This is a genomic window from Microbacterium sp. F2, from assembly GCF_052274505.1.
Classification (GTDB): domain Bacteria; phylum Actinomycetota; class Actinomycetes; order Actinomycetales; family Microbacteriaceae; genus Microbacterium.
In genome coordinates this window covers 82,865-100,353 of sequence record NZ_JBNVBV010000004.1, presented here as the reverse complement: position 1 = coordinate 100,353, position 17,489 = coordinate 82,865, and the positions used below count along the sequence as shown (strand labels likewise).

Below are 17,489 nucleotides of genomic sequence, written 5' to 3'. Positions count from 1 at the left end.
GGATAGGCTGGAACCCATGACCACACGCGTCGCCATCGTCGGTGCCACGGGCAAGCTCGGCGGAATCATCCGCGATGTTGTTGCTGCTGAGCCCGGATTCGAGGTCCATGCTGAGCTCAACTCGCGCTCAGCGATGTCAGCCCTTGACGGCGCCGATCTCGTCGTGGATGCAACGATTCCCGCCGTGTCGATCGAGGTGGTGCGCGCCGCAGCGCAGCGCGGGCTCGATATCATCGTCGGGACCTCGGGGTGGTCGGCCGAGCGTATCGCGCGGGTGCGGCCCGAGATCGAACAGGCTGGCATCAGGGCGGTATTCATTCCGAACTTCTCGCTCGGATCCGTGATCGGTTCAGCGCTCTCTGCCGCCGCTGCTCCCTTCTTCCCGTCGATCGAGATCATCGAAGCGCACCGCGAGACCAAGATCGACTCGCCGTCAGGAACGGCGGTGCGTACCGCTGAACTGATCGCTGCGGCCCGTGCAGATGCAGGCCCGGTCGCCGCTCCCCACGTCGACCAGCGCGCACGAGGTCAGCAGGTCGCGAGCGTGCCCATTCACTCCCTCCGGCGGCCGGGAGTGGTCGCGAGTCAGAACGTCGTGCTCTCGGGGCCGGGGGAGACACTCACCCTCACCCACGACACCATCGACCCTGCAGCCGCCTATGCGCCGGGCATCCGGCTCGTGCTCGGAGCTGTCGCCGGTCGCGTTGCCGGCGTCGAGCCCGGCAGTGTCGTCATCGGGCTTGACACCTTCCTTGACATCGGCATCCGCCTGCCGTCATTTGTCGACCAGGCCCCCGTGGACGAGGGCGGCGTGCCGGGGCAGGTAGCCCGCGCCACCGGCGCATGAGTTCGCGCATCGCCGTCGGAGTGATGGCGGCGCTTCTGCTGCTGTACATCGTGCTGGTCGCTCAGCGGGCGTGGCTGTTGCTGATCAGCGGCGACCCGGTCGGTGTGGCGATGGGGGCGGTGCTGGTCGTCTTGCCGGTGATCGCGGTCTGGGCGCTGTGGCGCGAGCTGTGGTTCGGCGTGCGCGCCGAACAGCTCGGGCGACGTCTCGAGGCCGAGGGTGAGCTTCCGGACGATCTCGTCACGGTTCGCCCCAGCGGGCGAGTGATGCGCTCGGATGGGGACGCGCTGTTTCCTCGCTTCAAGGCCGACGTCGAAGACGCTCCGGAGGACTGGCGAGCCTGGTACCGATTGGGGATCGTCTACGACGCCGCGGGGGACCGGCGCCGAGCCCGGGAGGCCGTGAGAACAGCCATTCGGATCGAGCGCGACCAGGGGCGGCAGAACTGACCCGGCTGCGGCTTATCAGTTCTTGCCGACGGCTGCCCGAACCGCGTTCTCGGCCGTCTCGTGCGTCCACGTAAAGCCGGATGCTGCGAGCGCTTCGGGGATGACGTACGCGTCCGTGGTCAGCAGCGACTCGGTCGGGTCTGATCCCAGCACGAGCTTGAGGCCCCACTCAGGTACCCGCAGCAGGTACGGACGGTTCAACTCACGGGCAAGCGCGAAGCCGATGTCATTCGCGGTTGCACGGGTCGGTCCGCACATGTTCACGGGCCCTGTCGTGCCGCTGTCGATGATGTGCCGGATCGCTCGGACCTCGTCATCTAGCGAGATCCAGGGCCAGACTTGAGTTCCTCGCCCCAAGGGGCCGCCGAGTCCGAGCCTTGTGAGCAGGATCAGGGGCTTGAGTACACCATCGCGGTGGATGATGGGCGCCGTCCGTAGCGTCGTGACCCGCGCCTGTTCACCGGCACCGTAGGCGGCGCTCTCCCACTCACCGCACAGGTCGGCGAGGAATCCGTCGCCACGCGGGGCGTCCTCGGCGATGGCGCCGGGAGGGTAAGCGCCGTAAAAGCCCACTGCGGAGGCTGACACGAAATGCGGGGCGTTCTCGCCCAGCTCGCGAACGGCACGTGCCAGGGCTCGCGTCGGCGTGACCCGCGACCACAGCAGTGTGTGCTTGTAGGACGAGCTCCACGGGAATCGGCCGATGCTGGCTCCGTTCAAGCCGATAACCGCGTCTGCGCCGTCCAGCACTGCCGGGTCGAGCACGTCGGAGTCGACGAGCCACGGTACCTCGTCAGCACCCGGATCGGGGGTGCGGACGAGGGTCGTCACGCGGACACCGTCGGCCCGCAGACTCTCGGCGAGCGCCCGGCCGATGAGGCCGGACGCTCCGCCGATGACGACGTGTCGCAGAGCGGACTCAGGCAAGCGTCGCCTCGAGGGTGATCTCGATTCCCGCGAGGGCTGCCGAGACCGGGCATCCGGCCTTCGCGGCGTTCGCGATGCGGTCGAAGTCCTCCTGCGACAGGCCCGGCACGGATGCGTGCACGTTGAGGTGGCTTCCGGTGATTCCGGTGCCGGGGATGAAGGTGACAGCGGCCGAGCAGCGCACCGACTCGGGCGGGGTGCCGTTCTGGGTGAGCTCGTGCGAGAACGCCATGCTGAAGCAGGAAGCGTGAGCTGCCGCGATGAGTTCTTCGGGCGTGGTGACCGTCGAGGAGCCTTCGCTACGGGCCTTCCAGTTGACATCGAACGTGCCGAGGTGGGAACTGTCGAACGTCACTGTTCCCGACCCGTCGGTCAGGCTTCCGTTCCAGACGGTGGTGGCTTCGCTCGTCACGGACATGGGGACCTCCCTGGTCGTCACGCACCCGGAGTGGGCGCTTCCGCGGTCAGCCTAATGGCGTTTCGCGGGGGAGGGCAGGCTCGTGACAAAACCCGCGCGCTGGCCGGATGCCTGGATCAGGCGGCGCCGGCGGGGCGCCGACCGAGAACTCCCGCTCGCTGCAGCACGAGGTAGAGCTGGCATCCCAGGCACAGCCCGAACACGGCGTTGAGGAACGCTGCGACGAACGCTGCAGCGGCTGCTGCAGGAACTCCCCAGGGCACGCCGACAAGGAACAGGAGAATGCCGATCGCGGTGACGAACAGGCCCACCCCCTGCGCGAAGCGGGGCGGGCGGGGATCTTCGAGCTCGCTGGGCGGCGCCAGGCGGGGCTGGATGAGGGCGCGATACAGAGCGCCCCACGGGGCGGTGCGCGGCGAGACGACACCCCACAGGAACAGCAGGGCGATCGCGACCAGCAGTACGAAGGCCGCGATACTGGCGCCGGTCAGTCCGAGGAACACGTCGATGAGGAGCAGGACGGAGGTGATCGCGGCGGCGAACCGCGGACCCCGAGGGTCGATACCGCGGGCTTTGTCAGGCATGGGCGCTCTCTGTCGTCAGTCGCTGAAGCTCGAGCTCGAGCACGTGGCGGTTCGGCACGCCGCCGAATCGAGTCTGGACTGCGCCATCACGGTCGAGCACGAGGGTCGTGGGGGTCTGCAGCACGTTGAAGTGGCGCGCGATATCGGGGCGATGGGTGAGGTCGACATCCAGATGGCGAACTCCGGGACGCGACGCGGCGATCTCGGCGAGCGTGCGGTGGACCCCGGGGCATCTGCTGCACATCTCGGTGCTGAACTGCAGCAGTGTTGCCGCGTCCCCGAGTCGGTCCGCGCCGAGGCGTGCGGGTTCGACGATCTCATGGTTGACATCCCGCCGTGCGCGCCCCTGACGGGTGCGCAGCAGGATGCCGATCACGGCGCTGACCGCGACCAGAACGGCGATGCCCACGAGAGCAGAGACGGGTTCCACGGCATCCCACACTAAGCGACCTGGGCCGGGGAGGGGCGCACGTGACGGACTGTGACACGACGGCGGGCAGAACGCCGGTTGCAGGAGGCAGGACGCGCCCGGCGCGCACCGTGCCGCGCGAGGTTGCGCGAGTAGGGTGTGAGCCGTGACCGACATCGAGTTTCGCAGCGACGTGACCGTCGAGCTTGTCCGAGCCAGTGCCGCAGATTCCGACGTCTTGTTCGCGGCGCGGGTATCCACCCTGGGCGAACAGACCCTCGGCGATGCGGCAGCGGGGGTTGAAGCATCCGACCGCGACCGCGGATTGATCAACTACCTGATGCGCGACCGGCACGGTTCACCGTTCGAGCACAACTCGATGACCTTCTACGTGCAGGCGCCGATCTTCGTGTTCCGCGAGTTCATGCGGCACCGGATCGCCTCCTACAACGAGGAATCCGGGCGCTACCGCGAACTGCGGCCGGTGTTCTACGTTCCAGCCCCCGAGCGCAAGCTCGTGCAGGTCGGAAAGCCCGGCGCGTACGACTTCATCGACGGCACCCCCGAGCAGACCGAGATCGTCGACGAGGCGACACGCGAAGCATCCGTGCACGCGTTCGCGGCGTATCAACGGATGTTGGATGCCGGCGTCGCCCGCGAGGTTGCGCGCATCGTGCTGCCGCTGAACACTTACTCGTCGATGTACGTCACGATGAACGCCCGGTCGCTCATGAACTTCTTGTCGCTGCGAACCAAGGTCGAAGGCTCGCACTTCCCCTCGTTCCCGCAGCGAGAGATCGAGATGTGCGCCGAGAAGATGGAAGACCTGTGGGCGACGCTGATGCCGATGACCCACGCCGCGTTCGCAGCCAACGGACGCGTCGCTCCGTGATGGCTTGCCCCAGGATCCGCTGAGTCGCATGCCGAAGACCGTTCTCGTCACCGGGGCAAGCTCAGGGCTCGGCGCCGAGTATTCTCGCCGCCTCGCCGCACGGGGGGCCGATGTCGTGCTCGTGGGTCGGGACAGGGCAGCCCTGGATGCCGTTGCCACCGAGATCCGTGATCGCTACCGCGTTCAGGCCGAGACCCTCGTTGCCGACCTGACGAAGCCGCGGCAGCGGGCGAAGGTCGAAGCCCGGTTGACCGACCCCGAGCGCCCCATCGAGGTCCTGGTGAACAACGCCGGGTTCGGGTTGCCCCTCGCGTTCGAACGCAACGACATCGATGACGAGGCGCGGCATCTGGAGCTGCATGTTGAGGTGCCGATGCGGCTCATGCACGCGGCCCTCGGGCCGATGCTCAGCCGTGGTCACGGGCGAATCATCAATGTCGCATCCGTGGCCGCCTATACACCGCGATCGACCTATGGCGCCGTCAAGCGCTGGGTGGTCGAGTTCTCACGCTGGGCTAACGCTGCCTATGCGCCGTCCGGGGTGACGGTGACCGCGGTCTGTCCCGGCTTCACCCACACGAACTTCCACGAGCGGATGGGGCTGGCGCCGGGCCGCGAGGGCGTGGCCGATTGGCTCTGGCTCGATGCCGACGTCGTTGTCGAGCAATCCCTGCGCGATGCGGCCCGCGGCCGGGCCGTCTCGATCCCGTCGGTGAAGTGGAAGGCGATCACCGCCGTCGCGCGCCTGCTGCCGGCATCCGTCTCTGCAGCCGCGGGCCGCCGCGGTCGCTGAGACTCGTCAGTTCACGCGCCCCAGGTGGATGGCGGCGAACATCAGCGCCGCGATCGTCTCGCCGTCGCTGATCTCGCCATCACGAATCATCCCCAGCACCTCGGGGAATGGCACCCACGACACCTCGTCGATCCCCTCCTCGTGGCGCTCCGTCGCATCGGCTCCGGCGATGGGCTCGAGGCCGGTAGCGAGGAAGACGTGCTCGGGGGCGTCGGCGATGCCGTTGAGGGCATACATGAAGCCGATCTCGGTGAACTCGCTCGCCTGGAGCCCGGTCTCTTCACGCAGCTCGCGCTCCGCAGCGTCCCGCGGAGCCTCGCCGTCGGTGCCGCCCGCGGGAACCTCGATGGATCGGTTGCCGGTTGGATAGCGCTCGAGGGTGACCAGGCAGACCCGGTCGTGCGCATCGACGGCCACGACGAAAACTGCCGGATGCTGCATCCTGACCACGCCATAGATCCCTGCGCCGGCAGGGCCGCTGACGCTGTCTTCTCGAACCGCGATCCATCGGTTCTCATAGATCGATCTCGAGGATTCTGTGCGCCACGACATGGCACCAGGCTAGAGCGCCGAGGCGCCGCCGGATGCCGAACCGATAGCCTGAACCCATGACGCACTCGACAAACCCGTTCGGGCAGGTGCTCGTCGCGCTGGTCACTCCCATGACCGCCGACGGCGAGGTCGACTGGCCGGCGGTCGAGAAGCACATCGACGATGTGATCGGCGCCGGGGCCGACGGCATCGTCGTGACGGGAACCACGGGGGAGACCTCGACCCTGACTGACGCCGAGAAGATTCGCCTCGTCGAGGTCGGCAAGGATGTCGCGGCAGGCCGTGCCGCCATCATCACCGGCGGCGGCTCCAACGAGACCGCCCACGCGATCGAGCTTTACAAGGCCAGCGAGAAGGTCGGCGCCGACGGCATCATGATCGTCACGCCGTACTACAACAAGCCGACTCAGGCCGGCATCCTGACCCACTTCCGTCTCGTCGCCGACGCCACGGACCTCCCCGTCATCCTCTACGACATCCCGGGCCGAACCGGAGTTCCGATCCAGTACGAGACGATCCTGCGGCTCGCCAAGCACCCGAACATCCTCGCCATCAAGGACGCCAAGGGCGACTTCAGCGAGGTCAGCCGCGTGCTGAACCAGACCGACCTGATGTACTTCTCGGGCGACGATGCGAACGTGCTGCCACACCTGTCGATCGGGGCGACCGGCCTGATCGGGGTGACCGCCAACATCGCCGCGCAGCCCTACCGGGTGATCGTGGATGCCGTCAACGCCGGTGACCTGGCGGTAGCAACTGCGGCCCACCGCCAGCTCGAGCCGCTCGTGCGGGCCGTCATGACCCACGTTCCCGGCACCGTCTCGGCCAAGTACATCCTCCACGGGCTCGGCCGGATCACCAGCCCGCGCGTGCGCCTGCCGTTGGTGGGCCCGGAGGAGTGGGAAGCCGCCAAGATCGAGGACGAACTCGCTCTTGTCTCGGGTGTTCCCGGTGTCGATTTCTCGAACTTCCGCCCTGACCGCAACGCTGCCGCCGGCGGCGCCCTGCCCAAGGTCTCGGGCACCACGCGCTGATTCGCAGCGCCGATAGGAGTCGCATGTCCAACGCTGTTCTCGCCCCGCCCCCGCTCGAATCGGGGACGCTGCGCGTCATCCCGCTCGGGGGTCTCGGCGAGGTCGGCCGCAACATGACCATCTTCGAGTTCGACGGCAAGATCCTCGTCCTGGACTGCGGCGTGCTCTTCCCCGAGGAACACCAGCCGGGCGTGGATCTGATCCTCCCCGACTTCGAACCGCTCAAGTCGCGCCTCGACGACATCGTCGGCATCGTGCTCACGCACGGCCATGAGGACCACATCGGCGCCGTTCCGTACCTGCTCAAGCTCAAGGGTGATCTGCCGCTGATCGGCTCGGGGCTTACCCTTGCCCTCACAGAGGCCAAGCTCAAGGAGCACCGCCTGCGTCCCTACACCCTCACGGTGAAGGAGGGACAGGTCGAGCGTCTGGGCCCCTTCGAGCTCGAGTTCGTGGCGGTCAACCACTCGATTCCCGACGCGCTCGCGGTTGCCATCCGAACCGAGGCGGGTACGGTGCTGGCCACCGGCGATTTCAAGATGGACCAGCTCCCGCTGGATGGGCGCCTGACCGACCTGCGTGCGTTCTCGCGCCTCGGTGAAGCCGGGGTCGACCTCTTCCTCGTCGACTCCACCAACGCCGACGTGCCGGGATTCACGCCACTGGAGAAAGAGATCGGTCCGGTCCTTGACCAGGTGATCGGCAAGGCACCGCGCCGCGTCATCGTCGCAAGCTTTTCCAGCCACGTTCACCGCGTTCAGCAGGTGATGGATGCCGCAGCTGCCCACGGACGCCGTTTGGCGCTGCTCGGTCGCAGCATGGTGCGCAACATGACGATCGCCGAAGACCTCGGCTACCTGCACGTGCCCGACGGCCTTCTGATCGACTACAAGAAGGCGCGGAATCTGCCCGACGACCAGATCGTCTACATGTCGACGGGGTCGCAGGGAGAGCCGATGGCGGTGCTCTCGCGTATGGCCAACCTCGACCACGAGATCGAGCCCGGACCCGGCGACACCGTCATTCTCGCTTCGAGTCTGATCCCCGGCAACGAGAACGCCGTCTACCGGGTCATCGATGGGCTCACCAAGCTCGGCGCCAACGTCGTGCACAAGGCCAACGCCAAGGTCCACGTGTCGGGTCACGCTGCAGCGGGGGAGCTGCTCTACTGCTACAACATCCTGAAACCGCGCAACGTGCTGCCCGTCCACGGCGAGTACCGGCACCTGATGGCCAATGCTCAGCTTGCACAGCAGACCGGCGTCCCGGCCGAGAACACGATCGTCGCCGAGAACGGGTCGGTCATCGACCTGCGCGACGGTGTCGCGCGCAACGTCGGTCAGCTCGATCTCGGGTTCGTCTACGTCGACGGATCAAGCGTTGGTGAGATCACCGACGCCGATCTCAAAGACCGTCGCATTCTGGGCGAAGAGGGCTTCATCTCGGTGATCGTCGTCGTGGATGCCGCGACCGGCCGCATCATTTCCGGCCCCGAGGTCCACGCGCGAGGCTTTGCGGAGGACGCGGCAGTTTTCGAGAGTGTGAAGCCCAAGATCGCTGCAGCGCTCGCCGAAGCCGCGCAGTCCGGTGTGCGAGACAACCATGCGCTCTCACAGGTCGTGCGCCGAACGATTGGCCGGTGGGTCAACCAGTCCCTGCGTCGCCGACCGATGATCGTGCCGCTGGTCATCGAGGCCTGAGCTTCGGGGCCACCCCATCGGCGGTGGTTCGGCCACTCGCTACAATCACGGCATGCCCGCCACCTTCAGCATCCGCCCGGCGACCGCCGCCGACGGCGCGTTCCTGGGTGACATGGTCGTCGAGGCTGCGAACTGGTCTCCGGGGCGCTCGCGGCCGCGATACGAGGTGCTGACCGCCCCCGAGCACGGCAGGTACGTCTCGGGCTGGATTCGCCCGGGGGATGCGGGGTTCGTTGCGTCGGATCCGCAGGGCGAGCCGATCGGGGCGGCGTGGTATCGGATGTTTCCCCGATCCGATCCGGGGTTCGGCTACGTCGGGACGGGCGTTCCCGAGCTGATCATCGGGGTGCGGCCCATCTGGCGCGCGCACGGGGTCGGCCGCGCACTCCTGCGTTCACTGTCAGACAAAGCCCGTGCCGAGGGCTTCGCGCGGCTGAGCCTGAGTGTGGAGCGCGGCAACTTCGCGGCGGTCTTCTACCGCACGGAGGGTTTCGCGGTCGTCCAGAGCGGCTTCGGCCGCGACACCATGGTCAAGCGCCTGCGCTGAGAGGGCAGAACAGGGGCGGATGCCGACAGGCCGCGTCGTTCCGCGGAATTGTCGGTGGTCGCACCTACCGTGGAGGTCATGCCGAGGAGTAGCACCAAGACCTCGACCTCTGGTCGTGCGCCCGCCAAGGGTTCGCGTTCGCGCGCGTCAGCGCCGGCGCCCAAGCGGTACGTCGGTGACGAGGAGCGTCCCGCACTGATCGTGCGGATGTGGATGGGCCTGGCGCACGCGACCGGCGGGATGTTCCGCGCGTTCGGTCCCGAGACCCTCGAGAAAGACCAGCGCCGCGACGGATTCCCCTTCTTCCTCGGGCTCCTGGCAATCGCCGGTGCGGTCGTGGAGTGGTTCTTCATCGGCTCGGATGTCGGTGAGACGATCTCCGCCTACTCGGTCGGCGCGCTCGTCGGCCGCGTCGCCTTCGTGCTGCCGGTGCTGCTGGTGATCCTCGCGGGCTGGTTGTTCCGGCATCCGGCATCCGTTCACGACAACGGCAGGATCGGAATCGGTTTCGGCCTCATCATCCTGGTCATCGCGGCGTTCGCGCACGTCTACGGCGGCCGTCCGCAGCCGCGTGACGGCTTGCCCGCGCTCAGTGCCGCGGGAGGCGTCTTCGGCTGGATGCTGGGGGAGCCGCTCGCTCTGGGATTGACCTCGATCGGTGCGGGCATCGTGCTGAGCCTGCTCGGCATCCTCAGCATCCTGATCCTCACCAAGACGCCACCCAACCGTATCGGCAGGCGTCTGGGTGACCTCTATGCCTGGATGTTCGGTGCCGACCGTGCCACGGGCCCCGCCGAGTCGACCGATACCGACGAGACCGAGTCTGCCGAGCGTACGTCCTTGCCGTGGTGGCGTCGGAACAGCTCGGGGCGCGAGCAGGATCCCGATGGCGGCATGTCGACGGATGACTTCCTCACCGAACTCCTTCCGCCGGGCCCGCCCGAGGGAGGCTTCGATCAGGCCTTCGCGGCGGTGGCGTCGGATGCGCCGGCCCCCGATGCCCTCACCGAGGTCATCGATCCTGCCGTCCTCGACGGCGCGAAGAAGGCGGTCCGCGCTTCGCACACGGGCCTGCAGGATGACGACGCCGATGATGAGGATGCCGCGCTTCCCGGCGTGATCGGCATCGGAAGCGACGCTCCCCGCTCGGCTCCGACCGCGCCCTACCGTCTCCCGTCGGTGAACAACCTCTCGGCAGGAACTCCCGCGAAGTCGCGTTCGGAGGCCAACGACGCGGTGGTCCGAGCAATCACGAGTGTCTTCGAGGAGTTTTCGATCAACGCGCGGGTGACGGGCTTCTCCCGCGGACCGACAGTCACGCAGTACGAGATCGAGCTCGGCCCCGGCGTGAAGGTCGAGCGCATCACGGCGCTCACCAACAACATCGCTTACGCCGTCGCATCCAACGAGGTTCGTATCCTCGCGCCCATCCCCGGCAAGAGCGCGATCGGGGTCGAGATCCCCAACGCCGACCGTGAGATCGTCACGCTTGGCGACGTCCTGCGTTCGGCGGCTGCCACCGGGTCCACGCATCCGATGACGATCGGGGTGGGCAAGGATGTCGGCGGCGGATTCGTCATCGCGAACCTCGCCAAGATGCCCCACCTTCTGGTGGCAGGCTCCACGGGTTCTGGAAAGTCGAGCTTCGTGAACTCGATGATCACGAGCCTGCTGATGCGGGCCAAGCCGTCCGAGGTACGGATGGTCCTGATCGACCCCAAGCGCGTCGAACTGACCTCGTACGCAGGCGTGCCGCACCTGATCACGCCCATCATCACGAACCCCAAGAAGGCTGCCGAAGCCCTCCAGTGGGTCGTGAAAGAGATGGACATGCGCTACGACGACCTCGCGTCGTTCGGGTTCCGCCACATCGACGACTTCAACCGCGCTGTCGTCGCCGGTGAAGTGAAGCTGCCGCCCGGGAGCGAGCGTGTTCTCAAGCCCTACCCGTACCTCTTGGTCGTGGTCGACGAGCTCGCCGACCTCATGATGGTCGCCCCACGCGACGTCGAAGACTCGATCGTGCGTATCACCCAGCTGGCGCGAGCGAGCGGCATCCATCTCGTACTGGCGACCCAGCGACCCTCTGTGGATGTCGTGACCGGCCTCATCAAGGCCAACGTGCCCTCGCGTCTGGCCTTCGCGGTAACCAGCGTCACCGACTCTCGCGTCATCCTCGACCAGCCCGGCGCTGACCGCCTGATCGGCCAGGGCGATGCCCTCTTCCTGCCGATGGGGGCTTCCAAGACCCTCCGCGTGCAGGGTGCGTGGGTCAGTGAGTCCGAGATCGAGAAGGTCGTCGCTCATGTGACCGGGCAGGCGCGCCCCGAGTATCGCTCGGACGTGCAGGCAGCGGCCGAGAAGAAAGAAGTGGATGCCGACATCGGTGACGACCTCGAACTGCTGCTGGCTGCAGCAGAACTCGTCGTCTCGACGCAGTTCGGCTCGACCTCGATGCTCCAGCGCAAGCTCCGGGTCGGCTTCGCGAAGGCTGGCCGCCTGATGGATCTGCTCGAATCGCGGGAGATCGTCGGTCCTTCCGAGGGCTCAAAGGCGCGCGATGTGCTCGTGACGGCCGAGCAGCTGCCGGACGTGCTTGCGCGCCTGCGCGGCGAGGACGCGCCAGGTGTGGCATCCGAGGACCCGTACGGTCCTGACGCGGTCGATGGGCAGTTCGCCGGGTACGAGGTCGTTGACGGTGACGACGGCAGCGAGGATGCCTGGGGGCAGACCGGCCGCGACTGACCGGTCTCATCACGCGAGCGCGCGGGCCTCGCGCAGTAGGCTCGGCCCATGGCGATTCCGCGGCAGCTGCCCAACGCGATCACGATCGTGCGCATCCTCATGGCGCCGGTCTTCCTCTGGATGTTGCTGGCGGACGGGGGATCGGACGGTGCGCTCCGGTGGTGGGCTGCGGTGATCTTCATCGTCGCCATCGCCACGGACGGGATCGACGGGTATCTTGCCCGCAAGTACGAGATCGTCACTGACCTCGGCAAGCTCCTGGACCCGATCGCCGACAAGGTGCTCACGGGGTTCGCGTTCATCGGACTGTCGATCCTCGGCGAGTTGCCCTGGTGGATCACCATCGTGGTTCTGATTCGCGAGGTCGGAATCACGATCTATCGCTTCATTGTGGTGAGCGATCATGTTCTGGCTGCAGCCTGGATGGGAAAGCTCAAGACCGTCGCGCAGGCTGTTGCGCTCTCGCTCGCCCTGCTGCCGCTGTGGAACCTCGTCGGTGACTGGATCTTCTGGGTCAACGGCGTGGCGATGGCGATCGCCGTCATCCTGACCATCGCGAGCGGGATCGACTATGTCGTCACCGAGGTCCGAGCCGCTCGCGCGCGGCGGGGTGAGGTGGCGCGCTCGGCGGAGTCATGACGCCCGACGTCTCCGCGGATGCGTCCGAGGTCCTCGCGACACTTCGCTCCCGAGGATGGCGGCTGGGTGTTGCCGAGTCCCTCACCGGCGGCGCGCTCGCTTCGGCGTTCGTGTCGATCCCAGGAGCATCGGACGTCCTGCGCGGCGGCATCGTCGCGTACGCCACCGATCTGAAGGCAAGCCTTCTCGGGGTTGATACCGCGCTCCTGCACCGCGCGGGTGCGGTGCACCCCGAGGTTGCGGTTCAGATGGCCCGCGGCATCCGGGTCGCCACCGCTCACGATGGTGTCCTCGCCGAGGTCGGGATCGCCACAACCGGGGTCGCGGGACCTGACCCGCAAGACGGAGCACCGGTCGGACGCGTTTATGTTGCCGTCGTGACACCCGAACGCGAGGCGGTCACCGAGCTTCAACTCGCCGGTGGCCGGGCGGCGATTCGTGCGGAAGCGGTCGCGGCCGCCCTCGAGATGCTGCGCGTTTCGCTCTGAGCGAGCGCGGGCCGGAAGCGGGAACACCCGATGTTTCGGATGCGTTACTTTCGGTGATTCCCACCCATTCCCCAGAAGGCGGCGTTAGTGTGACCTACATCGGTGTTGTACTGTTGTCCACCCGCGACACCAGCGGAATCACCACCAACAGAAGCGGTCAGTGAGGAGGGGACCCGAGATGGTACTGGTACGTCAAGAGATCGGCGAAGTCCTGCGCGACTTCCGTCAGCAGAAGGGTCGCACCCTCCGTCAGGTCGCCAGCCGCGCAAGCGTCGCGCTGGGTTACTTGAGCGAAGTGGAGCGCGGCCAGAAGGAAGCCTCGAGCGAGATCCTCGCCTCTGTAGCCGAAGCGCTCGATGTTCCTATCTCGACGATCATGCGCGAAGTCGGTGACCGCCTCGCCGTACTCGAGGGCCTGCAGACCTTCCCCGATGTCGTCCCCGACGAGCTTGTCGCGTCGATGGACGCCGAGCTCTCGTTGCGCTGACCAGCGCCGCGATCTGCATGCGTCGTAGCGAATTCGATCGCGCCGTCACCGACGAGTTCGGTGCGCAGTCAGCTGCACTTCTCGCGGACCTCGTTCTGACCGGCGTCGGTGGGCGCACCGCGACCGAGGCGCTCACCGCTGGTGTTCCGCCGCGGGAGGTGTGGCTCGCGCTGTGCGCAGAGACGGACGTGCCCGCGCAACGCCGGTACGGCGTCGGTCGCCTCGAACCTCGCCGCTGATGTGACGGCGTGTCGTCGAAGATCTGTTCGATGACCCCGTAGTCTCCTGCACAAGTGGAGTCGAGAAGGCGTTCCCTCACGACACGCGGACGGACCGGCAGCGATGTCGGAGCCCCCACGTACCGTGAGCAGCGTCGAACGACACCACACGCCTTGTCGGGCTGATGCTCATCCGAGTCGCAGCGCGACAGCCTACAGGCGGCCGATTCTCCGGAGCCGGACAGACCGACGACGGACCGAGTGCTGAAGGAGCACACGCCATGCCCACACCCGCAGACCGCGAGAAGGCGCTCGATTCAGCGCTCGCGCAGATCGACAGGCAGTTCGGAAAGGGCTCGGTGATGCGACTGGGCAGCGACGAGCGCGCACCGGTCGAGGTCATCCCGACCGGCTCCATCGCCCTTGACGTGGCACTGGGCGTCGGTGGACTACCGCGCGGTCGGATCATCGAAATCTACGGTCCGGAGTCATCGGGAAAGACGACTCTCACCCTCCATGCCATCGCCAACGTCCAGAAGGCTGGTGGCATTGCTGCGTTCATTGACGCTGAGCACGCGCTCGATCCCGACTACGCACAGAAGCTTGGCGTCGACATCGATCAGCTTCTCGTCTCACAGCCTGACACGGGAGAGCAGGCGCTGGAGATCGCCGACATGCTGATCCGATCGGGAGCCATCGATCTGGTGGTCATCGACTCGGTCGCCGCGCTCGTGCCCAAGGCTGAGATCGAGGGCGAAATGGGTGACTCGCACGTCGGTCTGCAGGCTCGCCTCATGTCCCAGGCGTTGCGCAAGCTCACCGGTGGCTTGAACCAGACCAAGACGACGGCGATCTTCATCAACCAGCTGCGCGAGAAGATCGGCGTCTTCTTCGGTTCACCCGAGACCACTGCCGGTGGAAAGGCGCTGAAGTTCTATGCGTCGGTGCGCCTGGACATCCGCCGGATCGAGACGCTGAAGGACGGCACGGATGCCGTCGGTAACCGCACGCGGGTCAAGGTCGTCAAGAACAAGATGGCGCCGCCGTTCAAGCAGGCCGAGTTCGACATCCTCTACGGCACGGGCATCTCTCGCGAGGGGAGCCTCATCGACTTCGGCGTGGAGCATGGCATCGTGAAGAAGTCCGGAGCCTGGTACACCTACGAGGGCGAGCAACTGGGGCAGGGCAAAGAGAACGCACGATCGTTCCTGCTCAAGAACGAAGACATCGCGGCCGACATCGAGACGAAGATCAAAGAGAAGCTCGGTATCGGCGGGGCAAAGCCCGCGGGTGATGTCGAAGACGAACTCGCCAAGCGGCGCCCGGCCTGATCATGACGCGTGAGACCGGGGGCGAGCAGTCGCTCGCCCCCGTCATCCCGCTGTTCGGTGACGGGGCCTTCTCTCGCGGCGCAGCTTCCCGCGACGCAGCCTCCAGCCATGATGACCTCTTCGGTGAAGATCACGGTGAAGCCTGCGCGGAACTGACCGCAGGCACGTGGCATTCGACGTGGGTCGATGACGACGATCTTGCTGAGGATGATGACGACTCCTACTTCGCCGACCCATACGGGGAATCTCGTGCGTCGTCAGCCGTCACCCGTGCTGCGCTCGATCGACTGATCAAGCGGTTGCGCCGGCGCGGACTGTCGGAGGCGGAAGCCACCGATGAGCTGGTCGCGGACGGCGTTGAGAAGGTCGTAGCAGAGGTGCTCGTGGCCGAACTCGTGGGAAAGAGATGGCTCGGCGATGCCGACCTCGCAGAGCAGCTCGTGCACACCGCGGTCACCAGACGTCGCGAAGGGCGGCGCGCGATCGCCCAGGTGCTCGCCAAGCGCCGCATTCCCCGTGACGTCGCTGATGCGGCGCTGGCCAGGCTCCCTGATGACGACGCCGAACGGGCTCTCGAATTCGCACGTCAAAAGGCTGGCGGATACCGTGGCATCGCTGTCGACGTCGCGATCCGGCGCCTGGTCGGTCAGCTGCAGCGACGCGGTTACCCACCGGGGGTGGCGATGACTGCGGCGCGGCTTGCACTGGCTGACCCCCGCGACTGAGCCCGACCCTCGGACCCACCGGCTGCGTGGATATCGGTGGCTTGCCGTCGCTGATGCGGAGCAGACGCGCACTCGGCCAGTACCCCGGAGCGGCTCGTAGAATGGCAGGCACTATGACCACCCCATCCGCTTCGCCGACGTTCATCGCGCCGTCCGCCGCAGCCGTGTCACCCACGGGAGCGGCGCGGACGTACGAGGTGCGCACCTTCGGCTGCCAGATGAACGTCCATGACTCCGAGCGACTCTCCGGGTCGCTCGAGAGCGCTGGCTACGTGCGCGCGGCTGCCGGTGACGAAGCCGACATCGTCGTCATCAACACCTGCGCGGTCCGTGACAATGCCGCGGGCAAGCTCTACGGCACGCTCGGGCACCTCAAGTCCCGCAAAGACAAGCGCGAGGGAATGCAGATCGCCGTCGGCGGATGCCTCGCGCAGATGGACAAGGAGCGGGTCCTCGAGAAGGCGCCGTGGGTGGACGTTGTCTTCGGCACGCACAACATGGGTTCGTTGCCGACTCTGCTCGAGCGTGCGCGGCACAACGAGGAAGCGGAGCTCGAGATCCTCGAGTCGCTCGAGATCTTCCCCTCGACTCTTCCCACCAAGCGCGACAGCGCGGCGTCGGGATGGGTGTCGATCTCGGTCGGATGCAACAACACCTGCACGTTCTGCATCGTTCCGAGTCTTCGTGGCAAGGAGAAGGATCGGCGCCCCGGCGACATCCTGAACGAGATCCGACTGCTCGTCGACGACGGGGCGATCGAAGTGACCCTCCTCGGGCAGAACGTTAACTCCTACGGTGTCGAGTTCGGCGACCGGCAGGCGTTCGGCAAGCTGCTGCGCGCGGCGGGGGAGATCGAGGGCCTCGAACGCATTCGTTTCACGAGTCCGCACCCTGCCGCGTTCACCGATGACGTGATCGATGCGATGGCCGAGACTCCCGCGGTCATGCCCCAGCTCCACATGCCCCTCCAGTCGGGAAGCGACCGGATCCTGCGAGCCATGCGCCGCTCGTATCGGAGCGACAGATTCCTCGGCATCCTTGACCGTGTGCGCGAACGAATTCCGCATGCCGCGATCTCCACCGACATCATCGTTGGGTTCCCGGGCGAGACCGACGAGGACTTCGAAGACACGATGCGAGTCGTTGAACGCGCCCGGTTCGCCAGTGCCTTCACCTTCCAGTACTCGATTCGGGAAGGAACCCCGGCGGCGACGATGGCCGACCAGGTTCCGAAGGCGGTCGTGCAGGAGCGTTACAACCGGCTCATCGAACTTCAGGAACGCATCAGTCTCGAAGAGAACCAGGCTCAAGTCGGCCGGGAGCTCGATGTGCTCGTTTCGACGGGCGAGGGCAAGAAGGATGCCGAAACCCGACGCCTGACGGGCCGCGCCGAAGACAACCGGCTCGTGCATTTCGAGGTGCCCGAAGGCTCGGATGTCCCGCGGCCCGGCGATGTCGTCACGGTCGCGGTGACCCATGCTGCGCCGTTCCACCTCCTCGCCGATGCGCCCGAGGGTGGACGACTTCGGGTTCGCCGCACGCGCGCCGGCGATGCGTGGGATCGGTCGCTCGCCGAGTCGTGCGCCGTGCCGAGCCCGTCCGCGTCCGGTGAGCGGCGTGCGGTCTCGCTGGGTGTGCCCTCGCTCCGTGTGAGCGCGTGACGCCAACCCCGCGGGTCCCAAGCCGCTGCATCTGCGGCACGTG

Annotated in this window: 20 protein-coding genes; 15 read left to right on the top strand and 5 right to left on the bottom strand. The window is 66.8% G+C overall.

Going from position 1 to position 17,489, the window contains the following annotated elements:
- Nucleotides 1–16: 16 nt before the first annotated feature.
- A complete protein-coding gene (gene dapB, locus ACQVDU_RS09490) occupies nucleotides 17–847 on the top strand; it encodes a 4-hydroxy-tetrahydrodipicolinate reductase (protein ID WP_443476977.1) in 831 nt (276 codons plus the stop codon).
- Nucleotides 844–1,296: a tetratricopeptide repeat protein gene (locus tag ACQVDU_RS09485; RefSeq protein ID WP_443476976.1), complete on the top strand. Its 453-nt coding sequence runs from the start codon at nucleotides 844–846 to the stop codon at nucleotides 1,294–1,296. The genes dapB and ACQVDU_RS09485 overlap by 4 nt, the downstream gene beginning before the upstream one ends.
- 15 nt (nucleotides 1,297–1,311) lie before the next feature.
- On the opposite strand, the gene ACQVDU_RS09480 is transcribed toward ACQVDU_RS09485, so the two are convergent.
- The 4 genes from ACQVDU_RS09480 to ACQVDU_RS09465 form a co-directional block, all read right to left on the bottom strand.
- Nucleotides 1,312–2,223, bottom strand: a complete 912-nt coding sequence (locus ACQVDU_RS09480; protein WP_443476975.1) for a TIGR01777 family oxidoreductase — start codon at nucleotides 2,221–2,223, stop codon at nucleotides 1,312–1,314.
- A complete protein-coding gene (locus ACQVDU_RS09475; protein ID WP_195693419.1) occupies nucleotides 2,216–2,641 on the bottom strand; it encodes an OsmC family peroxiredoxin in 426 nt (141 codons plus the stop codon). Before ACQVDU_RS09475 ends, ACQVDU_RS09480 begins: the two co-directional genes overlap by 8 nt.
- Before the next feature lie 116 nt (nucleotides 2,642–2,757).
- Nucleotides 2,758–3,225 carry a DUF4395 domain-containing protein gene (locus ACQVDU_RS09470; RefSeq protein ID WP_443476974.1) on the bottom strand — a complete coding sequence of 156 codons (468 nt, stop codon included), beginning with the start codon at nucleotides 3,223–3,225 and terminating at the stop codon, nucleotides 2,758–2,760.
- Nucleotides 3,218–3,655, bottom strand: coding sequence for a TlpA family protein disulfide reductase (locus ACQVDU_RS09465; RefSeq protein WP_443476973.1), 438 nt, complete (start codon nucleotides 3,653–3,655; stop codon nucleotides 3,218–3,220). The genes ACQVDU_RS09470 and ACQVDU_RS09465 overlap by 8 nt, the downstream gene beginning before the upstream one ends.
- A gap of 145 nt (nucleotides 3,656–3,800) precedes the next feature.
- On the opposite strand from ACQVDU_RS09465, the gene thyX reads away from it, so the two are divergent.
- Both thyX and ACQVDU_RS09455 read left to right on the top strand, forming a co-directional pair.
- Nucleotides 3,801–4,526 carry an FAD-dependent thymidylate synthase gene (gene thyX, locus ACQVDU_RS09460; protein ID WP_300591421.1) on the top strand — a complete coding sequence of 242 codons (726 nt, stop codon included), beginning with the start codon at nucleotides 3,801–3,803 and terminating at the stop codon, nucleotides 4,524–4,526.
- Between the two features lie 28 nt (nucleotides 4,527–4,554).
- Nucleotides 4,555–5,319, top strand: a complete 765-nt coding sequence (locus ACQVDU_RS09455) for an SDR family NAD(P)-dependent oxidoreductase (protein ID WP_443476972.1) — start codon at nucleotides 4,555–4,557, stop codon at nucleotides 5,317–5,319.
- A 6-nt stretch (nucleotides 5,320–5,325) separates the two neighbouring features.
- On the opposite strand, the gene ACQVDU_RS09450 is transcribed toward ACQVDU_RS09455, so the two are convergent.
- The gene (locus ACQVDU_RS09450; RefSeq protein ID WP_443476971.1) at nucleotides 5,326–5,871 is read right to left on the bottom strand and encodes an NUDIX domain-containing protein; all 546 of its coding nucleotides are present in this window, start codon (nucleotides 5,869–5,871) and stop codon (nucleotides 5,326–5,328) included.
- Nucleotides 5,872–5,927: 56 nt separating this feature from the next.
- Between ACQVDU_RS09450 and dapA the strand changes: the two genes are divergently transcribed.
- From dapA to miaB, 11 genes are all read left to right on the top strand, one after another.
- A complete protein-coding gene (gene dapA, locus ACQVDU_RS09445) occupies nucleotides 5,928–6,905 on the top strand; it encodes a 4-hydroxy-tetrahydrodipicolinate synthase (protein ID WP_341579469.1) in 978 nt (325 codons plus the stop codon).
- 23 nt (nucleotides 6,906–6,928) lie between these two features.
- Nucleotides 6,929–8,605, top strand: coding sequence for a ribonuclease J (locus tag ACQVDU_RS09440; protein WP_363496521.1), 1,677 nt, complete (start codon nucleotides 6,929–6,931; stop codon nucleotides 8,603–8,605).
- A gap of 52 nt (nucleotides 8,606–8,657) precedes the next feature.
- Nucleotides 8,658–9,152, top strand: a complete 495-nt coding sequence (locus ACQVDU_RS09435) for a GNAT family N-acetyltransferase (RefSeq protein WP_300591426.1) — start codon at nucleotides 8,658–8,660, stop codon at nucleotides 9,150–9,152.
- Nucleotides 9,153–9,230: 78 nt separating this feature from the next.
- Entirely contained in the window at nucleotides 9,231–11,897 is a 2,667-nt protein-coding gene (locus tag ACQVDU_RS09430) for a DNA translocase FtsK 4TM domain-containing protein (RefSeq protein ID WP_443476970.1), read from the top strand.
- A gap of 48 nt (nucleotides 11,898–11,945) precedes the next feature.
- The gene (pgsA, locus tag ACQVDU_RS09425; RefSeq protein WP_443476969.1) at nucleotides 11,946–12,536 is read left to right on the top strand and encodes a CDP-diacylglycerol--glycerol-3-phosphate 3-phosphatidyltransferase; all 591 of its coding nucleotides are present in this window, start codon (nucleotides 11,946–11,948) and stop codon (nucleotides 12,534–12,536) included.
- Nucleotides 12,533–13,024: a CinA family protein gene (locus tag ACQVDU_RS09420; RefSeq protein ID WP_443476968.1), complete on the top strand. Its 492-nt coding sequence runs from the start codon at nucleotides 12,533–12,535 to the stop codon at nucleotides 13,022–13,024. The genes pgsA and ACQVDU_RS09420 overlap by 4 nt, the downstream gene beginning before the upstream one ends.
- Before the next feature lie 178 nt (nucleotides 13,025–13,202).
- A complete protein-coding gene (locus ACQVDU_RS09415; protein ID WP_195693428.1) occupies nucleotides 13,203–13,511 on the top strand; it encodes a helix-turn-helix domain-containing protein in 309 nt (102 codons plus the stop codon).
- Between the two features lie 17 nt (nucleotides 13,512–13,528).
- Entirely contained in the window at nucleotides 13,529–13,750 is a 222-nt protein-coding gene (locus ACQVDU_RS09410; RefSeq protein WP_443476967.1) for a DUF3046 domain-containing protein, read from the top strand.
- Between the two features lie 260 nt (nucleotides 13,751–14,010).
- Nucleotides 14,011–15,060 (top strand): recombinase RecA, encoded by a 1,050-nt coding sequence (gene recA, locus ACQVDU_RS09405; RefSeq protein WP_331790378.1) that lies wholly within the window; start codon nucleotides 14,011–14,013, stop codon nucleotides 15,058–15,060.
- A gap of 2 nt (nucleotides 15,061–15,062) precedes the next feature.
- Complete coding sequence (locus ACQVDU_RS09400) at nucleotides 15,063–15,785, top strand: regulatory protein RecX (RefSeq protein ID WP_443476966.1); 723 nt, start codon at nucleotides 15,063–15,065, stop codon at nucleotides 15,783–15,785.
- A gap of 113 nt (nucleotides 15,786–15,898) precedes the next feature.
- Nucleotides 15,899–17,446 carry a tRNA (N6-isopentenyl adenosine(37)-C2)-methylthiotransferase MiaB gene (gene miaB, locus ACQVDU_RS09395; RefSeq protein ID WP_443476965.1) on the top strand — a complete coding sequence of 516 codons (1,548 nt, stop codon included), beginning with the start codon at nucleotides 15,899–15,901 and terminating at the stop codon, nucleotides 17,444–17,446.
- Nucleotides 17,447–17,489 lie beyond the last annotated feature (43 nt).